This is a genomic window from Leptospira sp. WS58.C1, assembly GCF_040833995.1.
Lineage (GTDB): Bacteria > Spirochaetota > Leptospiria > Leptospirales > Leptospiraceae > Leptospira_B > Leptospira_B cinconiae.
In genome coordinates, this window is record NZ_CP162137.1 from 1,482,574 (window position 1) to 1,506,344 (window position 23,771).

At 41.5% G+C, this 23,771-nt stretch carries 21 protein-coding genes; 13 read left to right on the forward strand and 8 right to left on the reverse strand.

The window, feature by feature from the left end; translation table 11 throughout:
• The first annotated feature begins 1 nt into the window (after position 1).
• The 7 genes from malQ to AB3N61_RS06760 all read left to right on the forward strand — a co-directional run bounded on the left by malQ (position 2) and on the right by AB3N61_RS06760 (position 10,359).
• Positions 2-2,128 carry a 4-alpha-glucanotransferase gene (malQ, locus tag AB3N61_RS06730; RefSeq protein WP_367898847.1) on the forward strand — a complete coding sequence of 709 codons (2,127 nt, stop codon included), beginning with the start codon at positions 2-4 and terminating at the stop codon, positions 2,126-2,128.
• Entirely contained in the window at positions 2,115-4,604 is a 2,490-nt protein-coding gene (locus tag AB3N61_RS06735) for a glycogen/starch/alpha-glucan phosphorylase (RefSeq protein ID WP_367898848.1), read from the forward strand. Before malQ ends, AB3N61_RS06735 begins: the two co-directional genes overlap by 14 nt.
• Positions 4,605-4,715: 111 nt before the next feature.
• On the forward strand, positions 4,716-5,099 hold the full coding sequence (locus AB3N61_RS06740) for a DUF302 domain-containing protein (RefSeq protein WP_036088632.1): 384 nt from the start codon (positions 4,716-4,718) through the stop codon (positions 5,097-5,099).
• A gap of 124 nt (positions 5,100-5,223) precedes the next feature.
• Complete coding sequence (amt, locus tag AB3N61_RS06745) at positions 5,224-7,359, forward strand: ammonium transporter (protein WP_367898849.1); 2,136 nt, start codon at positions 5,224-5,226, stop codon at positions 7,357-7,359.
• A 69-nt stretch (positions 7,360-7,428) separates the two neighbouring features.
• Positions 7,429-7,779 carry a DUF3147 family protein gene (locus tag AB3N61_RS06750; RefSeq protein ID WP_367898850.1) on the forward strand — a complete coding sequence of 117 codons (351 nt, stop codon included), beginning with the start codon at positions 7,429-7,431 and terminating at the stop codon, positions 7,777-7,779.
• A gap of 112 nt (positions 7,780-7,891) precedes the next feature.
• Positions 7,892-8,740, forward strand: coding sequence for a phosphotransferase family protein (locus AB3N61_RS06755; RefSeq protein ID WP_367898851.1), 849 nt, complete (start codon positions 7,892-7,894; stop codon positions 8,738-8,740).
• The gene (locus tag AB3N61_RS06760) at positions 8,737-10,359 is read left to right on the forward strand and encodes a glycerol-3-phosphate dehydrogenase/oxidase (protein WP_367898852.1); all 1,623 of its coding nucleotides are present in this window, start codon (positions 8,737-8,739) and stop codon (positions 10,357-10,359) included. The genes AB3N61_RS06755 and AB3N61_RS06760 overlap by 4 nt, the downstream gene beginning before the upstream one ends.
• Before the next feature lie 27 nt (positions 10,360-10,386).
• Here the strand turns inward: AB3N61_RS06760 and AB3N61_RS06765 are convergent, their stop codons facing one another.
• The 3 genes from AB3N61_RS06765 to AB3N61_RS06775 form a co-directional block, all read right to left on the reverse strand.
• Entirely contained in the window at positions 10,387-11,568 is a 1,182-nt protein-coding gene (locus AB3N61_RS06765; RefSeq protein WP_367898853.1) for a thiolase family protein, read from the reverse strand.
• Positions 11,569-11,634: 66 nt separating this feature from the next.
• Positions 11,635-12,105 carry a MarR family winged helix-turn-helix transcriptional regulator gene (locus AB3N61_RS06770; RefSeq protein ID WP_020768105.1) on the reverse strand — a complete coding sequence of 157 codons (471 nt, stop codon included), beginning with the start codon at positions 12,103-12,105 and terminating at the stop codon, positions 11,635-11,637.
• A gap of 69 nt (positions 12,106-12,174) precedes the next feature.
• On the reverse strand, positions 12,175-12,852 hold the full coding sequence (locus tag AB3N61_RS06775) for a Crp/Fnr family transcriptional regulator (protein WP_367899069.1): 678 nt from the start codon (positions 12,850-12,852) through the stop codon (positions 12,175-12,177).
• Positions 12,853-13,036: 184 nt separating this feature from the next.
• Between AB3N61_RS06775 and AB3N61_RS06780 the strand changes: the two genes are divergently transcribed.
• The 5 genes from AB3N61_RS06780 to AB3N61_RS06800 are packed head-to-tail and all read left to right on the forward strand — an operon-like array spanning position 13,037 to position 18,238.
• Positions 13,037-13,723 carry a c-type cytochrome gene (locus tag AB3N61_RS06780; RefSeq protein WP_367898854.1) on the forward strand — a complete coding sequence of 229 codons (687 nt, stop codon included), beginning with the start codon at positions 13,037-13,039 and terminating at the stop codon, positions 13,721-13,723.
• A 31-nt stretch (positions 13,724-13,754) separates the two neighbouring features.
• Positions 13,755-15,125 (forward strand): cbb3-type cytochrome c oxidase subunit I, encoded by a 1,371-nt coding sequence (locus AB3N61_RS06785; protein WP_020768215.1) that lies wholly within the window; start codon positions 13,755-13,757, stop codon positions 15,123-15,125.
• Positions 15,109-15,933, forward strand: a complete 825-nt coding sequence (locus tag AB3N61_RS06790; protein WP_020768502.1) for a CbbQ/NirQ/NorQ/GpvN family protein — start codon at positions 15,109-15,111, stop codon at positions 15,931-15,933. Before AB3N61_RS06785 ends, AB3N61_RS06790 begins: the two co-directional genes overlap by 17 nt.
• 1 nt (position 15,934) lies before the next feature.
• Positions 15,935-17,713, forward strand: a complete 1,779-nt coding sequence (locus AB3N61_RS06795; protein WP_367898855.1) for a nitric oxide reductase activation protein NorD — start codon at positions 15,935-15,937, stop codon at positions 17,711-17,713.
• Between the two features lie 57 nt (positions 17,714-17,770).
• The gene (locus AB3N61_RS06800; RefSeq protein ID WP_367898856.1) at positions 17,771-18,238 is read left to right on the forward strand and encodes a hypothetical protein; all 468 of its coding nucleotides are present in this window, start codon (positions 17,771-17,773) and stop codon (positions 18,236-18,238) included.
• Positions 18,239-18,308: 70 nt separating this feature from the next.
• Here the strand turns inward: AB3N61_RS06800 and AB3N61_RS06805 are convergent, their stop codons facing one another.
• Both AB3N61_RS06805 and AB3N61_RS06810 read right to left on the reverse strand, forming a co-directional pair.
• Positions 18,309-18,797, reverse strand: coding sequence for an SRPBCC family protein (locus AB3N61_RS06805; RefSeq protein ID WP_367898857.1), 489 nt, complete (start codon positions 18,795-18,797; stop codon positions 18,309-18,311).
• Positions 18,784-19,131 carry an ArsR/SmtB family transcription factor gene (locus tag AB3N61_RS06810; RefSeq protein WP_367898858.1) on the reverse strand — a complete coding sequence of 116 codons (348 nt, stop codon included), beginning with the start codon at positions 19,129-19,131 and terminating at the stop codon, positions 18,784-18,786. Before AB3N61_RS06810 ends, AB3N61_RS06805 begins: the two co-directional genes overlap by 14 nt.
• A gap of 548 nt (positions 19,132-19,679) precedes the next feature.
• On the opposite strand from AB3N61_RS06810, the gene AB3N61_RS06815 reads away from it, so the two are divergent.
• Positions 19,680-21,431: an FG-GAP-like repeat-containing protein gene (locus tag AB3N61_RS06815; protein ID WP_367898859.1), complete on the forward strand. Its 1,752-nt coding sequence runs from the start codon at positions 19,680-19,682 to the stop codon at positions 21,429-21,431.
• Positions 21,432-21,444: 13 nt separating this feature from the next.
• Here AB3N61_RS06815 and AB3N61_RS06820 read toward each other — a convergent pair whose 3' ends face one another.
• The 3 genes from AB3N61_RS06820 to AB3N61_RS06830 form a co-directional block, all read right to left on the reverse strand.
• Positions 21,445-22,227, reverse strand: a complete 783-nt coding sequence (locus AB3N61_RS06820) for an enoyl-CoA hydratase/isomerase family protein (protein WP_367898860.1) — start codon at positions 22,225-22,227, stop codon at positions 21,445-21,447.
• A gap of 226 nt (positions 22,228-22,453) precedes the next feature.
• The gene (locus tag AB3N61_RS06825) at positions 22,454-23,203 is read right to left on the reverse strand and encodes an SDR family NAD(P)-dependent oxidoreductase (RefSeq protein WP_367898861.1); all 750 of its coding nucleotides are present in this window, start codon (positions 23,201-23,203) and stop codon (positions 22,454-22,456) included.
• Between the two features lie 133 nt (positions 23,204-23,336).
• Entirely contained in the window at positions 23,337-23,639 is a 303-nt protein-coding gene (locus AB3N61_RS06830) for an ArsR/SmtB family transcription factor (protein ID WP_367898862.1), read from the reverse strand.
• Between the last annotated feature and the right edge of the window lie 132 nt (positions 23,640-23,771).

The following is a 23,771-nucleotide window of genomic DNA, read 5'->3' on the forward strand; positions in this document are numbered from 1 at the left end:
TATGGAAACGGATCGGGAGAAAATCTGGAATGAATTGGGACTAGTACCTAAATACTATGATCTCGATGGGAAACTTCACGAATTAGATGAAAGATCCGCATTGGGACTGTTGACCGCGTTGGGATGGGAAGAACAAGAGGCAAGAGACCCGAAAAAACTTCTGGCTATGATCCGACTTTCCGACTCATCGCGACTTTTGGATCATATTTATTTTTCAAGCGGAGAAGATAAGGAAAGATGGATCCGATTCCGATGGCCATATCTGCATTTTCCTGAGGATTGTTTTTTGAAGATCGAAAGGGAGAACGGGAAAACGGAAGAGTTCCCTCTTGAGCTATCCGAGCCGGATAACACGGAGGAAGAACTGCCTCGAAAAAAATTTGTATATAAAATAAGGATCAACGATCGGATCGAATTCGGATATCATAAATTATCTATTCATAATGTTCCTGGCAGGTTCGAAGGTCTTTCTTCCGTTTTGGTGGTTCACCCGGAAAAATGTTATTCTGTAGAAGAAAATAGAAAGAAGTTGGGTATTTCAGTCCAATTATATGCAATCCGTTCGGAAATGAACGACGGTATCGGAGATTTTCACGACCTCTATATTTTAGCGGATTATTGTTCCGATTCAGGCTATAAGGTCCTCTCCATCAACCCGCTACATTTTCCATATCCGATCCCCACTCGCGATTTTAGCCCGTATTTTTCCTGGAATAGGTTTTTTAAAGACTATTTATACGTTCATTTGCCTTGGGTGTTCGAAGATCTGGACCTTCCGGAAACATCAAAAAGATATTTCGGAGAGAGGCCAAAATTTCACAAAAAGGAAACCTCGGGAAAATACATAAATTTTGAATCGGTCCACGAATTTAAATTAGGATATTTATACCAAGCCTATTTGGAATTTATCTCTTCTTCAGATCCGAAATCAAAAAAAGACAAGAGGGAATTTTCGAATTTCGTTTCTGAACAAGGAGAACTTCTTTTTTCTCACGCATACTGGACCGAAAAATTATCGGGAGCTACTTTCTACGAAAGGAAATCCCTAAACTCGCATAAGAAATCCGAAACAAACAAAAAGACCCACGACAGAGAGGAGTATATTGATTTCATCTATTTTCTCTCCTGGGTAACCGAGACACAATGGAGAAGGATACAGGAATATTTTAAAAAAAGGAAGGTACTATTATTCGGAGATTTGGCAGTGGGCTCGGATCCGAACGGACCGGAGGTCAGAAGTTTTTCTATGGACTTTGCGTCTTCAACGAAAGTGGGGGCTCCTTCCGATCTATTTTCGCCTACCGGTCAGAATTGGGGGATCCCTCCTTCGATCCCTCGCAGGATGATAGAGACCCGTTTCGATCATTTTATCAAATTGGTCCGAAACAATATGATCGAGAGCGGAATGTTAAGGATCGATCATGCTCTCGGATTGTTCCGTCTATATTGGATTCCTCAAGGTTCCAAAGGGGGATACGTATCTTATCCGGCAGAACATTTGTTAAAGATCTTAGCTCTCGAGAGCCATAGGAAACGTTGCGTTCTAGTCGCCGAAGATCTGGGAAATGTTCCTTATGAAATTAAGGAAAAACTAATGGATTTCGGATTGTATTCCTTTCGCGTTCTATACTTCGAACAACGTCAGGGAGAAGGATTTATTCCTCCCAACGATTATCCACTCAAATCCGTTTCCGTTCATAATACCCACGACCTTCCCACCTTGAAGGGATATTGGAACGGATTTGATATAGAATTTAGAAAGAGAACTTCGATTTGGGACGAGGAGACTGCGAAAGTTTTTTCCACCAGTAGGGAAAGGGAGAAAAGGGAAATTTTGGACCTCTTAAATAGGGAGAATATCCGGATCGGGGAGGAAAACGGGAAGGATTTCGAAATTTCATTTAGAGACGGTATGTTCGAACTTTTGGGAAGAACGTCGTCGGAATATTCTATATTCTCACTTCATGATATTCTAATGGAAGAAGAACAGACGAATTTCCCCGGGACTAGCGAGGAATATCCGAATTGGAAGATCCGCTATTCGAAGGATCTGAAGGGACTGGTTTTGTATAGGGGATATCCCGCCGATATTTCAAATTTGGGAGTGAAAGGATATGGAAACTACTGAACGTCGGAAAATTTTGGACCTGTTCGAGCGAGATGTTAAGATGGGAGTGGATTCTCTTGGCTCTACCATCGTTAAAAAACTGGAATACGAACTCGGAAAATATAAGAACAATACCTACAAAGAGGATATCTATCGGGCCTTAGCGATGAGCTTAAGGGATATACTTATCAGCAGGTGGAATGAAATTCAGGAACAATATAGGAGTAAGAAGGTTCGAAAAGTATATTATCTTTCGATTGAATATCTACTCGGAACGTTACTGAGAACCAATCTTGCAAGTCTCCAGATGAAAAATACCGCTGAAAAAGCTTTGCAGAGTCTCGGATATGAACTTTCGGAAGTCGCTGAAAACGAACCTGATGCAGCCTTGGGGAATGGCGGTTTGGGAAGATTGGCCGCTTGCTTTTTGGATTCGCTTGCAACGTTGAATTTTCCCGCTCAAGCGGCAGGTATTCGTTACGAATACGGGATTTTTAGACAAGAGATCCGAAACGGATTCCAGAGAGAGTATCCGGAGAACTGGTTGAACCAGGATAATCCTTGGGAGATTGCAAGAATGGATCTTGTATATCCCGTTCAGTTTTACGGGCAGATCAAGACGGATATCGATCATAAAGGTTGTTCGTTTTGTATTTGGGATCCTAAGGAAGTCGTACTTGCTGAAGCGTATGATGTTTTCATTCCGGGATTTAAGACGAATTCAGTCATCAATCTTAGGCTTTGGAAGGCAAAGTCTAGTAGGGAATTTAACCTAGACTATTTTAATCACGGGGATTATTTGAGAGCCATCGAAGACAAACAAAAGTCTGAGAATATCTCTAAGGTCCTTTATCCCAACGATAGCATAGAACAAGGGAGAGAATTGAGATTAAAGCAGGAATATTTTTTGGTAAGCGCGACTCTACAGGACGCCTTAGCACAATTTATTTCGGAAGAGGGGATCAAATGGGAGAATCTTCCTCGTAGGCTCATCTTTCATCTGAATGATACTCATCCTACCTTAGCGATCCCTGAATTTATGCGTTTGTTAATCGACGGGTATTCCATGCCTTGGGACCAAGCATGGGATTATACGACTCAATGTTTTGCATATACGAATCATACCATCATGCCGGAAGCATTGGAAAGTTGGACGGTGGATTTGATGGAAAATGTGTTACCTAGACATCTTCAGCTTATATACGAGATCAATTTCAATTTTCTGCAAGAACTTAGAAGGAAGAACGTTTCCGAAGATATTGTACGTAAGGTTTCCATTATAGAGGAAGGAAACCCGAAAAGGATCCGAATGTCCCATTTAGCGGTGGTAGCTTCTAAAAGTGTTAACGGGGTAGCAAAATTGCACACCGAAATCCTGAAGACCAATATATTTCCAGAATTCTATTCGTTGTTTCCGGAAAAATTTCATAATATAACTAACGGAGTCGCACATAGACGTTGGCTCCTTACTGCAAATCCTAAACTTTCGGATCTAATAACGGATAATATCGGAGATGGTTGGCAAAAGGATCTTTCTAATATATCGGAATTGGAAAAGTATTCGGGAGATAAGGAATTTAGACAGGAATGGGCTAAGATCAAAAAGGAAAATAAGGAATTTCTATCTAATTTTACTCTGAACACTTTAGGATTAAGGATCGATCCGAATTCCATATTCGATGTCCAGATAAAAAGAATACATGAATATAAACGGCAACTTTTGAATGTTTTGCGTATCGTGTACGACTATCAAAGGATCAAGGAAAATCCTTCCGGCCTTTACGCTCCTAGAACGGTCTTCTTTTCGGGAAAAGCCGCCCCGGGATATCGTAAAGCAAAGTTGATCGTCAAATTGATCCATTCTGTCGGAAATGTCGTGAATTCGGATCCGCAAGTGAATCGGCTTCTTAAAGTCGTATTTCTTCCAAATTTTAATGTGGGTCTGGCTGAGAAAATTATTCCAGCCGCAGATTTGTCCGAACAGATCTCTTGTCCGGGAACCGAAGCTTCCGGAACCGGAAACATGAAGTTCATGTTAAACGGAGCGCTTACCGTGTGTACATTAGATGGAGCTAATTTGGAAATTTTGGAAACTGTGAAGGATGAAAATATCTATGTATTCGGACATACTGTAGATGAGCTGAAAGAACTCAAGAATTCCGGCTACGATCCACTCATGATCTATAATACTGATCCTGCGATCATGAACGTTTTGAACGCAGTTCGAAAAGGTTTCTTTCTGAAGGAAGCTAAAGACCTTTTTAAGGATTTGGTGGACGAACTTCTGTTACGAGGAGATGCGTATTATTTACTCGCGGATTTCCACTCTTACATAAACGTCCAAGATAGAATTTCAAAGGATTATTTACATTCCGAAGATTGGACAAGACGAACGATCATAAATGCGGCAAGGGCCGGAAATTTTTCCTCCGACAGAACGGTCTTGGAATATGTTCAAAAGATCTGGAAGTTGAAAAAGTATATTCCTTCCGACTGAGGAATTTTTGAGGATAAAAAGAATAAATTCTATATACCCCATAGGGTATTATTACTTTTGAGTAGTCTAATCAGTAAGGCCCTGGAACCGGGGATAAATGGAGACAGATTTATGAAATATATCGTTGAGTCGGCCAAGAGTGTGGAGCAAGCTTCTTTGGATTTGCAGAAGAACGTAGCCGAGGCGAAATATGGAGTGTTACATGTTCACGACCTCAAGGAAACTATGAAAAAGAAAGGGGTCGAATTTCCGGAAGAATGCCGAATTTTCGAAGTTTGCAACCCGCTCCGTGCGAGTAAAGTGCTAAGCGAGGATATGGAGATGAATTTCGCGCTACCTTGCCGGATCTCCGTTTACACTGATCATGGGAAAACTAAGATTGGAATGATCAGACCCGAACCCCTTTTGCGGACTTTGTCCGACTCGAAAGTTTTGGCACAAGAGGCAAGAGAGGTCGAATCGGATTTGATTCGAATTATCCAATCTAGTAAGTAAACTTTTAGTTAGATCTTAAATCCGAAAATAGACATCCCTTAAGGAGTTATTGTTCGAGCAAACATCCTAAGAATATAAACAATTCTTGCCAATTCGCTTATCATTTCCTGAAATAAGAAATTCGATGCCTAAAACGAGTTTCGATATTCTTTGGATCATTCTTTCTTCCGGATTGGTATTTTTTATGCAGGCCGGATTTTTGTGTTTAGAATCCGGCCTAACCCGAACCAAAAACTCGATCAATGTAGCGATTAAGAATATTACGGATTTCGGAATCGCTACTCTCGTTTTCTACTCGATAGGATTCGGACTGATGTTCGGCACAACCTATTTCGGTTGGATTGGAAAGGATACTTTCTTCCCTGATTTTTCAAATACGAGTCCGGAAACTTCCGTTTTCTTTTTATTCCAACTCATGTTCTGCGGAACTGCAGCTACAATCGTTTCCGGAGCCGTTGCCGAAAGAATGAAGTTCGGCGCGTATATCATCGTCACTACTATTATTTCTTCTTTGATCTATCCGATCTTTGGTCATTGGGTCTGGGGAAGAGATCTACAAAATTGGAATCAATTTACCGGTTGGCTTTCTCAACTAGGCTTTATGGACTTCGCAGGTTCCACTGCAGTACATAGTGTAGGGGGATGGGTCGGACTTTCAGCGATGATGCTCATTGGCAATCGCACCGGAAAATATGGCAAGGATGGATCAGTTCGTAAGATCACAGGGCATAATCTTCCGCTCGCGATGTTAGGAACATTGATCCTTTGGTTTGGTTGGATCGGATTTAATGGGGGAAGCACTCTTGCCTTTTCTTCCGAGGTTCCAAAAATTATCGTAAATACTATGTTTGCAGCTTCCGGAGGAATGGCTTCCGGTTTGATCTATGGATGGCTGCGTTTGAAATATGCAGAAGCCACTCTTCCTTTAAACGGGACCTTGGCAGGGCTTGTCGCAATCACTGCTCCTTGTAATGCGGTCAATTCTATGGAATCACTTTTTATAGGATTAGTTGCAGGGATCTTAATGTTCGAAGCGGGAGCAATATTAGATAAGCTTAAATTAGACGATGCAGTTGGTGCCGTTCCAGTACATCTTGTCTCCGGGATCTGGGGTACGTTGGCAGTTGGATTTTTCGGAGATCTTTCCGTTTTAGGAACAGGTTTGGATAGGACTACTCAGATCCTGGTACAGTTGTTAGGTGTGATTTCTTGTGCGATCCTTTCTTTTGGAGTAAGTTATCCGCTTTTGTTTATGATCCATCGGTTTTATAGTCTGAGAGTCTCTCCCCAAAACGAATACCAAGGTTTGAATTATACGGAACATAGGGCTACTACCGAATTAATCGATTTGTTTATGGAAATGGAATATCAAAAACAGACGGGAGATCTAAGCCAAGATCTTTCCATAGAACCGTTTACGGAAGTGGGGCAGATCGCAGAAAGATATAATTTGGTATTGGATAAAATTAGGACTAATATTAAAGAAAAAGAGACCTTAGCTGTTGAGTTGGAACATAATCTAAGTTTATTACAAAGTGATCTATCCACTGCACGTAAAATTCAATCAGGTATCATTTCTCAAGAGGACAAACTTACGGGAGAATTGGAGATTACCGTGAGATATCTTCCTTTGACGGAAGTTGGAGGGGATTTTTTCGATATTATGGAACTTCGTCCGGGACTCACTCGCGTATTCCTTGCTGATGCAACTGGCCATGGGGTGCAAGCAGCACTCTTGACTATGGCCATTAAAGCAATTTATGAATCCTTAAAACGCGGGATTTATAGCGTAACTGAAATTCTGTATCATTTAAACAATGAGTTCTTACATACTTTTAAAAATTTGAATCAGTTCTTCACTTGTATCGTTGTAGACATCGATACGAATCTAAACTTGATCCGATATTCTTCCGCCGGACATGTGCCCCAATATTTGATCCAGGGTCAAGAGGTCCATTCTTTGGAAAAAACCGGAAGGATCATGGGTGTAATCCCGAACACTAGATACACCTCGAATGAGATGGAATTTGCCCAAGATTCTAAACTGATTCTCTTTACCGACGGTCTTTTCGAACAATGGAATTCTCATAAGGAGGAATTCGGAGAAGGTAGGGTGGAGGAGATCGTGGGGAATTTGAAAGGAATTCCTATGGGACAAGGGATCGATCAAATTTTAAATAAGTTAGACGAATTCTTGGCAGGAGCCCCTAAGCAGGATGACATTTCCGTTTTAGGGATCAGTAGGAAAACTAAAAAATAGGATTTTGGTCCCAATTTATAAACTTGTTAAAAATCCGTAAGTTGATACTTTGAAAATTCTCAAGATACTATGTTCTATCTGATCGTTAAATACGCAGTGACTTCAGCTTTAGTGGTTTTGATTTCGGAGATCGCTCGAAGAAACGATCGTTTAGGGGCTTTAGTTGCTTCTCTTCCTTTGGTGACCATATTAACTTTGCTTTGGTTGCAGTTTGAAAAAACGGATCCGGAAAAAATCTCCAATCATGCATATTATACTTTTTGGTTTGTGATCCCTACCTTGCCGATGTTCTTGGTTTTTCCTAAATTATATTCCACATTCGGCTTTTGGTCCGCTCTCGGATCTTGTATGCTCTTAACTTTTGTACTTTTTATTTCCTTCAATTATATTCTCGAAAAATACGGGATCAAACTTATATAATATCCATTCTAATAAGGCTGATACGGCGGACTATAATATTCCTGAAATTCCTACTTGCTCGTGATTAAACGAATATAGTATCAGTTTTGCCCAACAAAAAGAGAAAAGAATCATGCCCACTAAAAAAACAAACCGACCCAATCCTGGAAATTCATTAGCAATCGGTAGGTCCGCGGAAATTTTGGAATATGGACCAAGCAAGATCCTGAAATTATTTTTTAAGGATACCCCTTCCTCCGAAATAGATACGGAATATTCTAATTCCGTAATCGCTTTTTCCACGGGTGCCACTTCCATGAAATGTCATGAGAAGGTCAAGATCGGAGACAGAAAAGGACTAGTCTTCGACAGATTGGAGGGAATTTCTCTCACCAAACTTCCGGACAAAAAACCTCTGACTTTTTTCAGTCTTTCTAAAACACTCGCAGACCTTCATCTGGATTTGCATAATAAAAAAACCAAAAAAATGAAGGATATCAGATCGGAAGCGATTAAAACTCTCTCAAGAGAACCGATTTCTTTTTTAAGTAAGGAAGAGAAGAAGGTCGCAAAACAATTATTAGGGTCTTTGCCGGAAGGTTCTTCCATTTTACATCTGGATTTTCATCCCGAAAATGTGGTCGTAACAAAGGATTCCTTTGTGATCATAGATTGGATGACCGCTTTAAGAGGAGATCCTGCAGCGGATGTTGCTTCTACCGTTTTTCTGTTCCAAGACGCGGAACTTTGGCCTGGGACTCCTTTCTTAAAGATCCTATTCTATACTGTGGTCCGAAAGTTCATCTTAAAAGGGTATTTGAAAAGATATCTTTCCGTCTCCGGAATGGATTGGAAAGATATAGAAAGATGGAGACTTCCTATATTAATTTTTCGTTTAGGACTTTGGAATATAGAAAGTGAAAGACCTGCTCTTCAAAAAGAGATCAGAGAGATCCTCACTTCTTCTAAGGCAGGTAAATGAAGCCTCAGAAATTGGAACGTTTTATCGAAAAACTAGGCGAAGAGGCTCGTTTTGACGTATTGATCATAGGGGGTGGGATCACAGGTTCTGCCTTAGCCTACGAAGTTGCAAGTAGGGGACTTTCCGTCGCCCTGGTCGAAAAAGAAGATTTCGGCGGAGCAACATCATCTGCCACAGGAAAGTTGATCCACGGCGGCTTAAGATACTTAAAACGTTTTGATCTGTCCTTAGTCAGAGAAGCGCTCAAGGAAAGAAGGATCTTATCCAATATTGCTCCGAACCTGGTCTATCCTTATCCTATGATCCTGCCGGATCCCGGCCTTCTGGAAAGAGTCGGTCTATTCGTATACGATCTACTTTCTTTCGATCGAAATTGGACTTGGGACAGATCCAAAAAGATCCCCGCGCATAAAATCCTTTCTAAAAAAGAGATCCGAAGTCGCGGCTTGGCGATGGACTCTGCGATCTATTTTTACGATTGTATTATGCCAAGTCCCGAAAGATTGACACTTGCATTTCTAAAATCAGCAGTACAAGAAGGTGCCTCCGTTTCCAATTATACAAAAGCGGAAGAATTGATCTTCGAAGGGAATCGGGTTATAGGTGCCTTCGTTAAAGACCTCATTCATAATAAAAACGTAAAATTAAACGCGTCCGTAATCGTGAACGCATCCGGTCCTTGGAGCCAGGATTTTCTGAACGGAACTAAAAAAATAAAAGTCCCTATTCCTAAAACAAGATCCGAAGGGATCTATCTAATCACTAAAAAATACTTTGATACAATGGTGCTCCATGTAGGTAAAAAAGGCCATTTCAGTTTCGCTCCTTGGAGAGGGAAAAATATGATAGGCCCGACCGAAAAAGCCTATTATGGTCCTGTGGAAGATTGGAAACTTTCTTCTGAAAGTATTTTAGAATTTTTGGAATATATCAATTCTTCCGGTCTACTTTCTGAAAAATTGAAAGTCCAAGATGTGGAGTTTGCTTACGGTGGACTTAGGCCTCTAGCGGAAACAGGGGGAGAAGATAAGGAAACGTACTCTGCCTCCAGAAAATCCGAATTACAAGATCATTCTAAGGACAGGATAGAGGGACTGATCAGTGCAGGCGGTGGAAAATATACTACCAGCAGACATTTTGCGGAGAAAATATTCAAACTCATCCGAAAGAAATCCTCTAAAAAAGTAGGGCCGAACGTTTCTAAGAAGAAATTCCTAAAAGGTTGCGAGATTCCAGATATACAATCTTATTTAGAAAAAGCTAAAACTTCTCATCCTGATTTTCCTAAAAATACAATAGAGTATCTGGTCCGTCATTATGGAACGGAATACGAGTCCATTCTGGAGTTAGCGGATTCTTCCGGACAATTATCGGAAGTATTGGACGAAGACGGAGAATTGGCAGCCCAGGTTCTGTATGCGATCCGTTTCGAAATGGCGATGAACTTGCAGGATATTTTTTTGAGAAGGACCGGACTTGGTACTGTTGGACTTCCAACCGACGAGGTGATTTCTAAAGTAGTAGAGATCGCAGGTAAAGAGTGGAGATGGACTAATGAAAAAAAATCGGAAGAGATCCAAAAACTAAAAAGAAGACTGAAAGTCCCTGTTTCATTTTAAGCTCGGATCTCCTCCGATCTAAGCGGGCTATTTTCTAGATTCGTAATTTTCTAATACGATTGCGATACCTTGTCCTCCTCCTATACAAAGAGAGGCCACTCCGTATCTTAGATTTCTACGTTTGAGTTCATAAGCAAGCGCCAATGTCACTCTGGTCCCGCTTGCTCCGAGTGGATGGCCGATCGCGATTGCTCCTCCGTTTACGTTTGTTCTTTCCGGATCTAATCCCAATTCTCCGATCACTGCCAAGGTTTGGGAAGCATATGCCTCGTTGATCTCGAATAGATCTATATCTTTCAAATTCAGTCCCGCATTTTGGAGAGCCTTCGGGATGGCAAACACAGGACCAAGGCCCATCATTTTAGGATCGCAACCGACATTCGAATAACCTAATATAGACGCTAAAGGTTTGGTCCCATTCGTTTTTGCCCAATCTTCCGAGGCAAGTAGAATCGAGGCGGCTCCATCGTTGATCCCGGAAGCATTTCCCGCAGTGACAGTTCCATCTTTCAAAAATGCTGTGGGTAGATTTTTCAATTGGACCACACATTCTTCTCCTCGGATCTGTTCGTCTTTTTCGAGTAATACGGATTTTTTGCCTCCGGTTTGGACGGATATCATTTCGGAGGAGAAGGTTCCGCTCTTTGTGGCCTTCTCCGCTCGAACTTGTGAAATTCCAGCCCATTCGTCTTGTTCCGATCTGGAAATTTTAAAATGTTGGGAGATATTCTCGGCAGTCATCCCCATGGTCAGGTCCACAAAACAATCCGTGAGACTTTGGGCTAATCTATCTTCTGCGATGGCATCCCCGTACTTGTTTCCCCATCTGGCTCCTTTTAATACGAATGGAGCGTTACTCATGGATTCTGTCCCTCCGGCGAGGATAAGGCTGTTTTCTTTGGAGAGAATTTTACGCGCGCCTATCAGGATACTTTCTAATCCGGAACCGCAAAGTCGATTTACGGTGAGTGCGCTGGATTGTTCTGAAAGTCCCGATCTGAGAGAGATATGTCTGGAAAGATATGCGGAGTCCTTATTATCCTGTATTACATTTCCATAAATAGATTCCTCTATTTTAGTAGGGTCCACTCCTGTTTTACGTACGGTCTCTTTGGCTGTGATCACCGCCAAGTCGGAGGAACTATATTCTTTTAATCCTCCGCCGAACTTTCCAAAAGGGGTCCTTGCCCCGTCTACTATGACTACCATTTTGTCTCCTTATATATTGTATATACACTATTATGCCGATAAAATATTCAAATTCGTTCTACATTCTTAGACTTGGTTATAGGTTTCCAATACCGGGATTTTTCTGACTTCAGAGAGTATCCTTAAGGTTTCTTGGAATTTAGGTTTTCCTAATGATTTAGTTATCTCTGTTTGCGCTTCCTGCCAAAGTAGAATTGCTTCCGATAATTTGGATTCTCCCTTTTTAGTGAGGGAAAGATTTCGGATATTCCCGGCCTCTTTTTTTTCGATCTTGATCAGACCATCCCGTTTTAAGATCTCTAAACTTCTTTGCAGGGTGGTCCTGTCTATGTCGGTGAGCCTGGAAAGATCCGTGATACTACATTCTTCTTCGTGTCCTATTCCTACTAATATGCTGAATTGTGTGATCCTTAGCCCGGAAGGTTTGAGTATGGAATCATAATAGGAAGTAATTAATCTTGCAGTCCTTCTTAAACTTACGTTCAAGCAGGATAGTCCTATTTTTTTGAGTTCGGAAGTGGAAGGTCTGTTTTTCATGTCTTCTGTCCAAATGGTGTGTATGCACTATTGTCGGGTCAAGCCGAAAAATGACCCTAAGCCGAGAGGTTATTGCCTCAAAGCCGGGAATTCATGGGGTAGTTTGGATCGATTCTCTTTTAGTATCCGATAAGAAGAATCTTTTTCCTCCAGAATACACTCGTCCAAAAGGGATCTAAACGCCCTGCTTACCGATTCGGGGGTGGTGCCGATCAACGAGGCCAATTGATTTTTAGTGATGGGAAGTGTGATAAATTTCTGAGAGGCCCCGCATTCTTTTAAAAAATTTAAGATCCTGTCTTTTACGGAGAGGTGAAGATTCTCTACCAATTTTTTTCTGAAATAATTCAGATGCTGGATGGTAACCGCTGAAAATAAATAAAGCGCTTTATTATTTTCGAATAAGAAGGAGGTGAATTCTCTTTTAGGATAATAGATCAATTCTCCATCCTTTAAGGCCTCGCAGAATGCGGGATAAAAACATGGCTCTTGCGGTTGAAAGATCGGATGAGAAGCGATCAATTCTCCCGGATAAAATACTTTTAAGATGGCTTCTTTTCCGTCCTGGGACAAGGAATACACTTTAAAGATACCTGATACGATCTCAAAAAATCCGTCGTAAGGATCTCTTTCTCCGAAAACCACTTCGCCTTTTAGGATCTTTTTTCTGATGCCGATAGATGAAAGTTCATATGTGAATTCTCTTTGAATTTCGGCCCAATGATCACCTGTTTGAACGCTTAACATTTTAGCCATAACGATTGTTTTATGTAAGTTTTCGTAAATAATTCAAGCCAAAAGATCTAAAAATTTTTCTAAACTCGCTTGATCTATATCAAGGAAATTTTTTGAACCATCACCCAGAATACTCCCGATTTCTAAATCACTGTTTCCCGCGAGCTCGCGGTTTTTTTGAGATAAGGATTAAGGCATGCTTACAAAATTTCAGGCGAAATTATTTTTCCTGGTCGGGACTTTTTTATTCTCCGCGGTTTTTCTGTTACTAACTTACGATTCCTTAAAGTACGTTTATTCTGCTCCTTCTTCTAAAACTTTAAGCGAAGAAGTGATCCGAGGCAAAGAGCTTTGGGAAAAGAATAATTGTATGGGATGTCATACGATCTTGGGAGAAGGAGCGTATTACGCGCCTGAATTGACAAAGGTGTATGAGAGAAGAGGGCCAGAATGGATCCGCGTTTTCCTGAAAGATCCTCAGGCGATGTATCCTGGAGAAAGAAAAATGGTGAAGTACGATTTTTCGGACTCTCAGATCTCGGATATTATCGCGTTTTTGAAATGGAACGGGGAGTTGGATCTAAAAGGTTTTCCTCCTAAACCGGAATATAGATCTTCTACCCAGATCATAAACGCCGATTCCGCCACAGTCGCCCAACCGGAAAAGTTCAAACAGATCTGCACTGCATGCCATTCCGTTGCAGGTTCAGGAGGGAATGTGGGGCCTGCTTTGGACTCTGTCGGAAAAAAATACGATATCGCTTATCTTCAAAATTGGCTAAAAGACCCGCAAAAGATCAAACCGGGAACCGCAATGCCTAAACTTCCGCTAAGCGATAGCGAGATCAAGGATCTGTCCTCATATCTCTCCCAGTTGAAATAAACAAATAGGATTAGAATATAACGGTTTCTTTATGAAGTATAAGTCTCAAAAAATTGCGTATTGGTTCTTTGCTACCTGTATGCTCTTATTGTCCTTGCAAATAGTTTATGGATTCGTGATGGGATTCGCGAGAATGGGCTTCGATGTTCTGCATGATTGGATACCGTTCAATGCCGCCAGGGCTACACATACGAATCTATTGGTAGTTTGGTTACTGACAGGTTTTATGGGTGCAGCGCATTATATTATTCCTGACGAATCCGACAGAGAGATCTATTCCGTAAAACTTGCTTATATCCAGCTCATCTCACTCATCATCGTGGGAGTAGTGTCCATCATCGGATTCCATTTGAATTTCTGGGAAGGAAGAAAGTTTTTAGAGATCCCTCGTCCTTTGGATTATCTTGTGGTAGTTAACGTTCTATTATTCCTTTTTAATATAGGAATGACTGTTTGGAAAGGGAAACGATATACTACAACTTCTCTCGTATTGTATTTTGGTCTTTTTTCCGCGGCGCTTTTGTATCTTCCCGGAATGATCCAATTCAATAGCCAAACTCTAGACTCCTATTTCCGTTGGTGGGTAGTCCATCTTTGGGTAGAAGGGGTTTGGGAATTGATCATGGGAGGTATCCTTTCTTTCCTTCTGATCAAACTTACGGGGGTGGACAGAGAAGTTATAGAAAAATGGTTGTATGTGATTGTGGGTTTGACTTTCCTTTCCGGGATCTTGGGAACAGGACACCATTATTATTATATTGGAGTTCCTGAATATTGGAAATGGGTAGGCGGATTTTTCTCTATGTTGGAACCTCTTGCATTTCTTGCTATGGCAATGTTTGCAATCTCCATGTATAGAAAAAGCGGAAGGAACCATCCGAATACGATCGCTCTTTTCTGGACCATCGGAAGTGCAGTCATGTCTTTCGTGGGAGCGGGCTTTTTAGGATTTGCTCATACTCTTCCTCAGGTAAACTTATACACTCATGGAACGTTGATCACCGCTATGCACGGCCACCTCGCATTCTGGGGGGCTTATGCGATGATCGTGTTTGCGATCTTAACATATGCAATGCCTTTACTTACGGGCAGAAAACTTTGGAATAATCCTACAGGGCTTTTCGCGTTCTGGGCTTCTAATATAGGAATGCTTGGAATGACCGGGGCATTTGCGGTTGCGGGTATCGCGCAGGTTTATTTGGAAAGAAAACTAGGGCTAGACTTTTTGACCGTACAAAAAGAGATCCAAGTCCACTTCTTAGGTTTGGTACTTGCAGCGCTTGTATTTACCTCGGGGATTATTGCTTTTATCATAAACTTCGTACGTTTTGGAACTCCTACAGACGAGGCCTTGGGTGCGGAGCAGGCTTCCGGAGAGATTTCTCTTGCTCGTAGATCCTAAAACAGATCATAAAAATGGAATGTATCCGAAAGAAGGCGAACTTCCTTATTATAGGCCGATCGGTCGGGAAATAGAAATATTCGAGCACGCTTATAAGAATAAACTTCCGATTCTGCTAAAGGGTCCTACAGGTTGCGGTAAGACCCGTTTTGTGGAATATATGGCTTCTAAATTGGGACTTCCTATGACGAGTGTTTCTTGTCATGAGGAAACCTCCGCAGTGGATCTACTCGGAAGGTTTTTGATCCAAGGTTCGGAAACTGTTTGGCAGGACGGGCCCTTGACAAGGAGCGTTCGGTCCGGAGGAATATTATATATAGATGAAATAGCCGAGGCAAGACCGGATACGATCGTTTCCATCCATCCTTTGACGGATCATAGACGGGAAATTTTTATAGATAGAAAGAATGAAAATCTGAAAGCTCCGGATTCTTTCGTTCTGGTCGCTTCTTATAACCCGGGTTACCAAAGAGGTTGGAAGGAATTAAAACCTTCCACAAGACAAAGATTTATCTCCATCCAATTCGATTATCCGGATCCGGAAACTGAAAGCGAGATCTTGTGTCGGGAAACTGGAATTTCCTCTTCTATCTCTTCTAAACTTGTAAAGTTAGCGGAGAAGATCCGAAATCTGACCGAGTTAGGATTATTGGAATCTTGTTCTACAAGACTACTTGTAGACGCCGCAAAATTGATCTCGACCGGTTTACCTTCTCGTTTGTCCTGCGAAGTTGCGATAGTGCAACCATTAAGCGACGATCCGGATACGATACGTTCCTTAAAAGATCTGGTCTCTTTGATGATCTGATATGGGTTGGGAAGAATTCATATTCAAAAAAACCTATAATACGGTCCGAGAAATTTTCTCTTCCGAAGAAGATCCATCCTTAAATTATAAAATTGTAAAACTCTCCGAATTTAAGCCCAGACTTTCTGTTTTGGCAAAGTCTTTGACTGGGGAAAATATAGAAATATTTCCCGCAGAAAAAGAAGGAGGGTTCAAGGATCAGGTCTTCTTTTTGCCTGGGTCCTATTCTCATGGACCGGATATATCTTCCAATCTTCAATTTTATATATTCAGAATACTTTATATTTCGGAGCAAAGAAAATTAGGATTTTATTGGAAGAAGGGAGAAAATAAGAATAGAGAAGAATCCTTAAAAGCGGCTTCCCGAACATACCCGCAGGTACTTGCAAGTTTAGAAAAAAATTATCCGGAAGCAAAATCACTGATTGAGTCCGTGGAAAACACAGAGAAAGAATTCCAGAGATCTGTAATAAAAAATAAGGATTTGGCAGAAGATCTTTCCTTACTGCATGGGATCTGGATGTCTTCTTCTATCTCTAAATTAGAAAATCAGATCTCTTCTCAAGAATTATTCACTCAGAAAACAGAAAACGATAAGATCGAAACAGAAATAGAAGGTGTAGCGAGAGAAAGAATAGAGACCATCCGGGCGGATTTGAAATCCCAAGAAGATTATACTTTAATGCACCAATTCGAAAAGGTGGAGACCGCAGAGGAGTTCCAAGGAAATTGGCGGGACTTTGACGGATCTGATACTTTATCGGAACAAGAAGAAGCCATCCGAGAACTGGATCTTAGGCATACGGCCCGTTCTAACGAACCCACACATTCCGTTTTTAGGACTGATCTTTTCTCGGGACTATTTGCAGGAGAAGTGGAGAATGGTCGCTCTGAAGAAAATCCGATCTCTTACGATGAATGGGACTTTAAAAAAAGGAAATATAGAAAAGATCATTGTAAGGTATTTCATAAAAAATTCCCGGATGGGAACCGCGGCTTTGCACAAAAAATTTTCCAAGAGAATCACAGCACATTAAATTCGCTTCGTTCCAGAATGAATCGATTCTATAATCTCAAAACTTCTCTAAAAAGACAACCTTACGGAGAGGATTTGGATCTGGATGCCGCTCTCCAATATTTTTCGGATCTGTCTTGTGGACAGACCCCTAGTGAAAATGTATATTTATCGGATAGAAAAAGACTGAGAGAAGTTTCTATACTTCTACTTGCGGATATGAGTTTATCCACGGATTCTTATGTGACTAACCAAAGGATCTTGGATGTGGAAAAGACTTCTTTGGTATTATTCGGACAGATCTGCTCCGAATTCGGGGACCGTTTTAGAATAGATTCGTTTTATTCCAATACCAGAAATCATTGCGATTATTCTAATATAAAGAGTTTTGATGAACCTTGGGAGAGATCCAGAGAAAGGATCGGGCTTATGGAAGCCAAAGGTTATACCAGGATTGGACTTGCAATACGACATTCACTCTCATTGATCCAAACGGAAAAAACCCAAAAACGTTGGATCCTTCTTTTGACGGACGGCAAGCCGAATGATTACGATCGGTACGAAGGAAAATATGGAATAGAAGACGTAAAAAAAGCGATCCAAGAATGTGAAAGATCGAATGTGGGAGTTTTTGCACTTGCTATTGATAAAAGTGCGAAACAATACCTTCCCGCAATGCTCGGAAAAGAATCCTATAGGATCTTGCCGAACCCGAAAGAATTGCCGGAAGCCCTAACCGATTTTTTTATCAAACTGGTCCGCTGAACCTGAAACCCGCAAAGTGTATTAGTAATAATTAATGTTTATGGAATGGAGTAAATTGTGAAAAAAATTCCCTTAGGGTTGATCTCTTTAGTATTATGGGGGATCTCCGCTTCTATCTTTTTGTATTTTTTCTTTTCAGGAAATGTATCCGAATCCATAGACGGAAGGGTTGCGATCCACCTGAATCCGCAAGAGAGAAATTTAGTCCTAACAGAGATGAGGGGATTACTTGCTTCCGTGAATGGGATCGTTTCCGCGTTGGCTGAAGATGATTATAAAAAGGCGGAATTGGCTGCTTCTGCCAGTGGAATGGAAATGGTAAAAAAACTGGAAGACGAGGAAAAAACGATCCTTCTGAAATTACCGATCGAATTCAAACAATTAGGATTCGGAACTCATGATCAATTCGATAAGATCGCAGAAGATCTAAGACAAAAGAAAGAACCTAAAATGATCCTGAAAGAATTGGATAAACTCACCCAAAATTGTGTTCGATGCCATGCAACGTATAAAATAGCGCTTTAGATTAATATAAAGATCAACTAAAACCGAAAGAATGTTCTCGATCTTAGTCGATCTTCCGCAAGTTATGATCTTAGTGAACCGCTTTCATGAGCTCTACCAATTGGTCAAGAGCCGCGTTCCATCCCTCGTGGAAACCCATCTCTTCGTGTTTTTTTCTAGTTTCTTCGTCTTTATGACGGGCAAGGACGTGATACTTGGTTCCATTACCATGTTTTTCTAATGTAAGGATCGCGGTAAAAAATCCGCCGCTGGCTGTAGGTTTAAAACCCGGCTCGAAAATATCGGTGAATACAAGCTTTTCGTTTTCAACTATATCCAAAAAACAACCGTTATTCGGGAATTCTTGTCCTTCCGGAGACAACATAGTAGTGCGGAAGATCCCGCCCGGTCTAAGATCGATCTCACAATCTACGGTTTTCCAAGGGGCAGGGGTAAACCATTTCAGGATATGTTCCGGAGTGGTCCATGCTTTCCAAACCAGTTCTCTTGGAACGTCTACGATCCTTTCCAGAACAAGATCTGTTTTTGGGTCCGGTTGGTAATAATTAGTTTTTGCCATTTTCTTTCTCCTTCATTTCAAGTAAGTAACTGTCCAGTTGGTTTAGCCTTCTGTCCCAGAGGGTGCGTTGTCTAACGAACCAATCTTCTCCCGCTTTCATGGTCTCTTGGGTAAGTTTATAAGTCCTTACCCGGCCCACTTTTTCGGAACGAACAAGAGAACAATCTTCCAACACACCCAAATGTTGCATCAAAGAAGGAAGAGCCATTTTGAAGGGTTCCGCCAATTCTCCGACTGTCGCAGGCCCCATGCTCAAACGTTCTAAAATGGACCTTCTTGTAGGGTCCCCCAGAGCATGAAACATATGATCCAGACTGTTGCTATACTTAGGCACTTGCCTAACTATAGCATAGAAATAAACTTAGGTAAATACCTAAGTATGAAAAAAGTAAGAATTTAAGAAAAAAAATTCAGTTTCTGCCCAAGCGGTTTTCAACCATTCGACTCGTAAGTTTACTTCGGATTTTGTTTGAAGGAAAGAACATTTGTTGTAATTTGATTTTCCCCGTTTGAAATTTTTTACCTTGGTGAAATATAATAAATATCTAATGTTTACGATCTTAGGAAATTAAGGAATAAAGGTATCCCAAGTCGAAAAGGAAAACCGGATAATTTTCGAAGATCCCTCGAATGAGGGAGAAGAGTTTTTCAAAAATTTCAATTTGATTTTTAAAATATTATAAATGAGTTGTAATACATCCTACGATTAAATGTAAATATTTTTTGGTGCGAATATTTCCGAAACTAACTACCGGTAATTTTCTTTTTTATAAAAGACTTACGGAAAATCTTAACTCGCCTGTTTTATTTTTGCAAAAAAAAATCCGCTACGGGGCTTCAGCTTTTCTCTTTTTCTTTTTTGGATCCTGCTCGTTTCAATCCATGAATCTCGCCTTCGAAGCAATGCTTGAAGCCCAGATCGCTTGTTTAGTTGCCGGCGATACCTGTGTAGATGCAAGTATCTCTCCTCCGCCTACCGATATAACGGCTCCTACCGTCACGATCACAAATCTTCCTAGTTCCGGAAGGCCTACAGTAGAAACTGGATTTCTAAAAGGAACTTCTTCAGATGATATCTTGGTCTCCGTCGTGCAGATTAGTATCGATGGAGGGACTTATACTGCCGCGACAGGAACGACTAGTTGGAGTTTTGCGTTGCCTACCGGTTCCTCCACCTGGAGACATGGTTCTTTACATTCGATCAATATTAGAAGTGTGGATTCGAGTGCAAATGTTTCCACAGTCTTAAGCCTGAATATTAGGAAAGGATATAATCGAGATCTTAACGGGGACGGTTATGCCGACGTAGTCGTCATGGCTCCTGGAGCTGCTTCCGGAATGGGAGTGGCTTATATTTTTAACGGTGGAGCTTCCGGGGTGGCAGCGACAACCACGAGCGCGGCGGACCATTCTATCACAGGACAAGGAAGAATGGGATACACTTCCGCGATGGGAGATGTAAACGGAGACGGTTTCGGAGATCTGGCGATCGGAGCTTCCGATTATTCAGGTTTACAAGGGATCACTTATATATTTCACGGAAGTACTTCCGGTATTGTTGCGAATACGGCCGCGGGTGCAAACCGGATCTTAACTTATACAGGTTCAAACGAATTCGGTTATGCGATCTCATTAGGGGATGTGAATGGGGATGGATACGATGATCTAGCCAATGGCGCGTATCGTGTTTCCGGATTTTCCGGACTCGCATTTATTTATTATAGTACCGGATCCGGAGGGATCTCCTCCACCGCAGGGAATACTATTTCAGGTCCAGGCGGAAGTAATTTTGCCTGTGGGATCGGCCTTGGAGATATTAATGGAGACGGCTTTTCGGATCTGATCGTCGGAGGAAATGCATACTCGGCTTCCGCCGGAGGAGTTTGGATCTTCCATAGTAGTGGATCTGCGGGAGTTACGGTAAATTCATATACATTAGCAAATACTGTTATAGTTGGAGAGACTACGAGTAATTTTGGGATTCGTATCTATACGGGAGATGTAAACGGAGATGGATATGCGGATCTGGCTGTAGGCGCTCCTCAGTACAGCGGTTTTTTTGGAAGAAGTTATGTATTCAATAGCACCGGAACTACAAGTGGGATTACCGTCGCTGCGGCAACGAGTGCAAATACTATAGTCAGCGGTTTCTCTTTCAGCGCTGTGGGAATGTCGATAGCGATGGGAGATGTAAACGGAGATGGATATGACGACTTTGCTACAGGCGCCACTAGTTATTCCGCTACGCAAGGAAGAGTTTATATAAATTTAAGCGATGGGACCCAGGTTTCAAACGGTTCCGTAAATCTAATTGATGGGCAATCTTCTAATCATGCTTTCGGTAATGCCGTAATGATCTCGGATATAAATGGAGACGGGCTGGGAGATCTATTGGCGGGAGCATATTTCTATCCGGATGGAGTTGCGTTGTCTGGGCGCACTTATATTTTTCATAGTTTCGGTTCCGGGTATCTTGCGACAAGCGCAAGTTCCGCAAATACGATTATCTCGGGGAGCACAGGAAGCGAATTCGGAAGTAATCTGGTGGATGCAAATTTTCCGAAGGACCTATTCCCTAAATTTTTAGGGGTTTGGACCTTCGGAAGTTTAGAAACGTATAGGATCCAAATTTAAGAAAATCGAATATTTAAGCGAGTTTCGGTCTTCTTTTTTCCTTTAAAGCGCTCATCGCTTCCAACAAATTTGCCACAACTTTCGGATCTTCGAAACTACTTTTGGTAAATTCCAATTGGGATTCGAATTTGTCATTGATCTCTTTGTTGATCGCGGCCTTGGTCCTTCTATAAGCGCTGGGAGCGATCGCCATAACTTCATCCAATTTTTTCAGCACAAGTTTGCGCAAATCTTCCTTATTTTCGGCAGTTTCATTGATCAAAGAAATTTCCTTCGCTTCTCCCGCCTTATAAGCGGTTCCTAAAAGACAAACTTCGTTTAGATATTCCGATTTAACGGTGATCTTTAATTTATCAACGAAACTGATCGGAAGAGGAAGTCCAACAAGAACCTCGGTAAATGCGATCCTTGCCTTACCTTCTAACATAAATTTGAAATCGCAAGCAAGAGTCATAACAGCGCCGCCTCCCATCGCATAACCGGTAACTTCTGCAATCAACGGTTTTCCGAAACTCAAAAGTTTACCAAACAGGATCACGATCTGGCCCATCTCTGCGGTGAGTTTTTCTCTGGGGGTATTTAGAATATTCTCCGCATCGATTCCATTGGAAAAAAATTTAGGATTGTCGGAACTCAAAAGGACGGCACGGATATTATCGTCCTTGTCGATCTCGGCCAAGATATTTTCCAATTCTATCATATTCTCTCTTGTCAAAGAATTCTGATCGTTAGTTTGTATTTTGATACATTCGGCTCTGCCGTTTTTTAATTGGATAGGTTCCCGCAAATAGTTCATAAGGCATGATTAGGAACTCCAACATAAGTGATCCACTCGAATTTTATGGTTTAAATCACAAACTAATCATCTAAAGGAAGGCTTTGGCGCCTCCCACCTTTGGCGGGACCGGGCTTTCCGCTTCGGTCCTTGGACTTTTAAATTATACTATATCAAAAAAAAGGAATATATAATAAAAAGTCCAAGTCCCCCGCTGCAATCCCTGGCGCGTTTCTATTTCGGGATATTACCTATAACCTCCGGATGCGCTGATCCTTTCTCCGGTAAGCCAATAAGAATCTTCCGAAGCTAAGAACAATGCGACTTTCGCGATATCTTCAGGTTGCCCCAGCCTTCCCAAAGGAGTTTTGGAAACGATCGCTTTTTCCATCTCGCTGCCTACCATTCCGATTCTATGCGCTCCTTCCGTTTCCACACCTCCCGGTGCGATCGTGTTCACTCGGATCTTTTTGGAACTGAGTTCCAATGCCAATACTTGGGAAACTGTATCCAATGCACCTTTCGTCGAGGCATACACAACGGAATTCGGAACAGGGATCTCGCTCACTATGGAACTGATATTGATCACAGATCCACCTTCCGGAGCGAAATAATTTAGAGATTCCTGTGTAGCAAGGATCGGACCTAGAACGTTGGTATTCATCTGTCTATGAAACTGGTCTTCTGTCACCGCTTCTAACGGTGCAAACTCGAATACACCCGCATTATTCACTAGAATATTCACGGAACCGAACGCCTTCTTCGTTTCTGAAAACAAACGTTTTACGTCGGAAGATTTGGACATATCGCCTTGCACTGCGATCGCTTTGCCTCCGCTTTTTTCTATCTCTGCCACAACCTTATCCGCACCTTCCTTGCTGGAAGAATAGTTTACCACCACGGAAGCGCCTGCGGAACCCAATGTTTTAGCGATACTAGCCCCAATCCCTTTAGAAGCTCCTGTTACCACCGCGACTTTACCTTTCAACTGACTCATAAGATCACTCCTGAATATTCGGATCAAATAATTTTATAGTTAGACAAGCATCGAAGTATTAGTTTATGAAATAATTTGATATTTCGATAATTATGAAAATAATGAAGTTGGAATGTGCGTCGGTCGGTTCGATCTATAGCTGGGAAAGTTTGTCCAAATAAGCCTTGAATACGTCTCTTCTTAGGACGATATTCACGAATTTGCCGTCCTTAGAGGTTTCTATCAGGCCTGCATTTTCTAATTCTTTAATATGGTGGGAAAGTGTAGCGGGACTAATATCTTGGGATTTATTCAGAGTGCTGCAGGCGGTAGGTTTTTCGTTAGCTCCGATACACTGTAAGAGTTGAAATCTCCGCGGCTCAGCAAGGGCCCTGGAAATTTTAGTAAATTCCTTTTCCGAAAGTTTAATGGGCTTTGCGTTCGGCACTCTCTCCATGTTTGATTGTTTAGACTCGGTTGTCTAAACATTCTCTTAAAATCTAAGGTAGGAACCCCTAAGCTTTAGGCATTCGTCCTTTTATCGTATTTTAATTGATATTGAGACTTAATATCTTATTGTGGATAGATC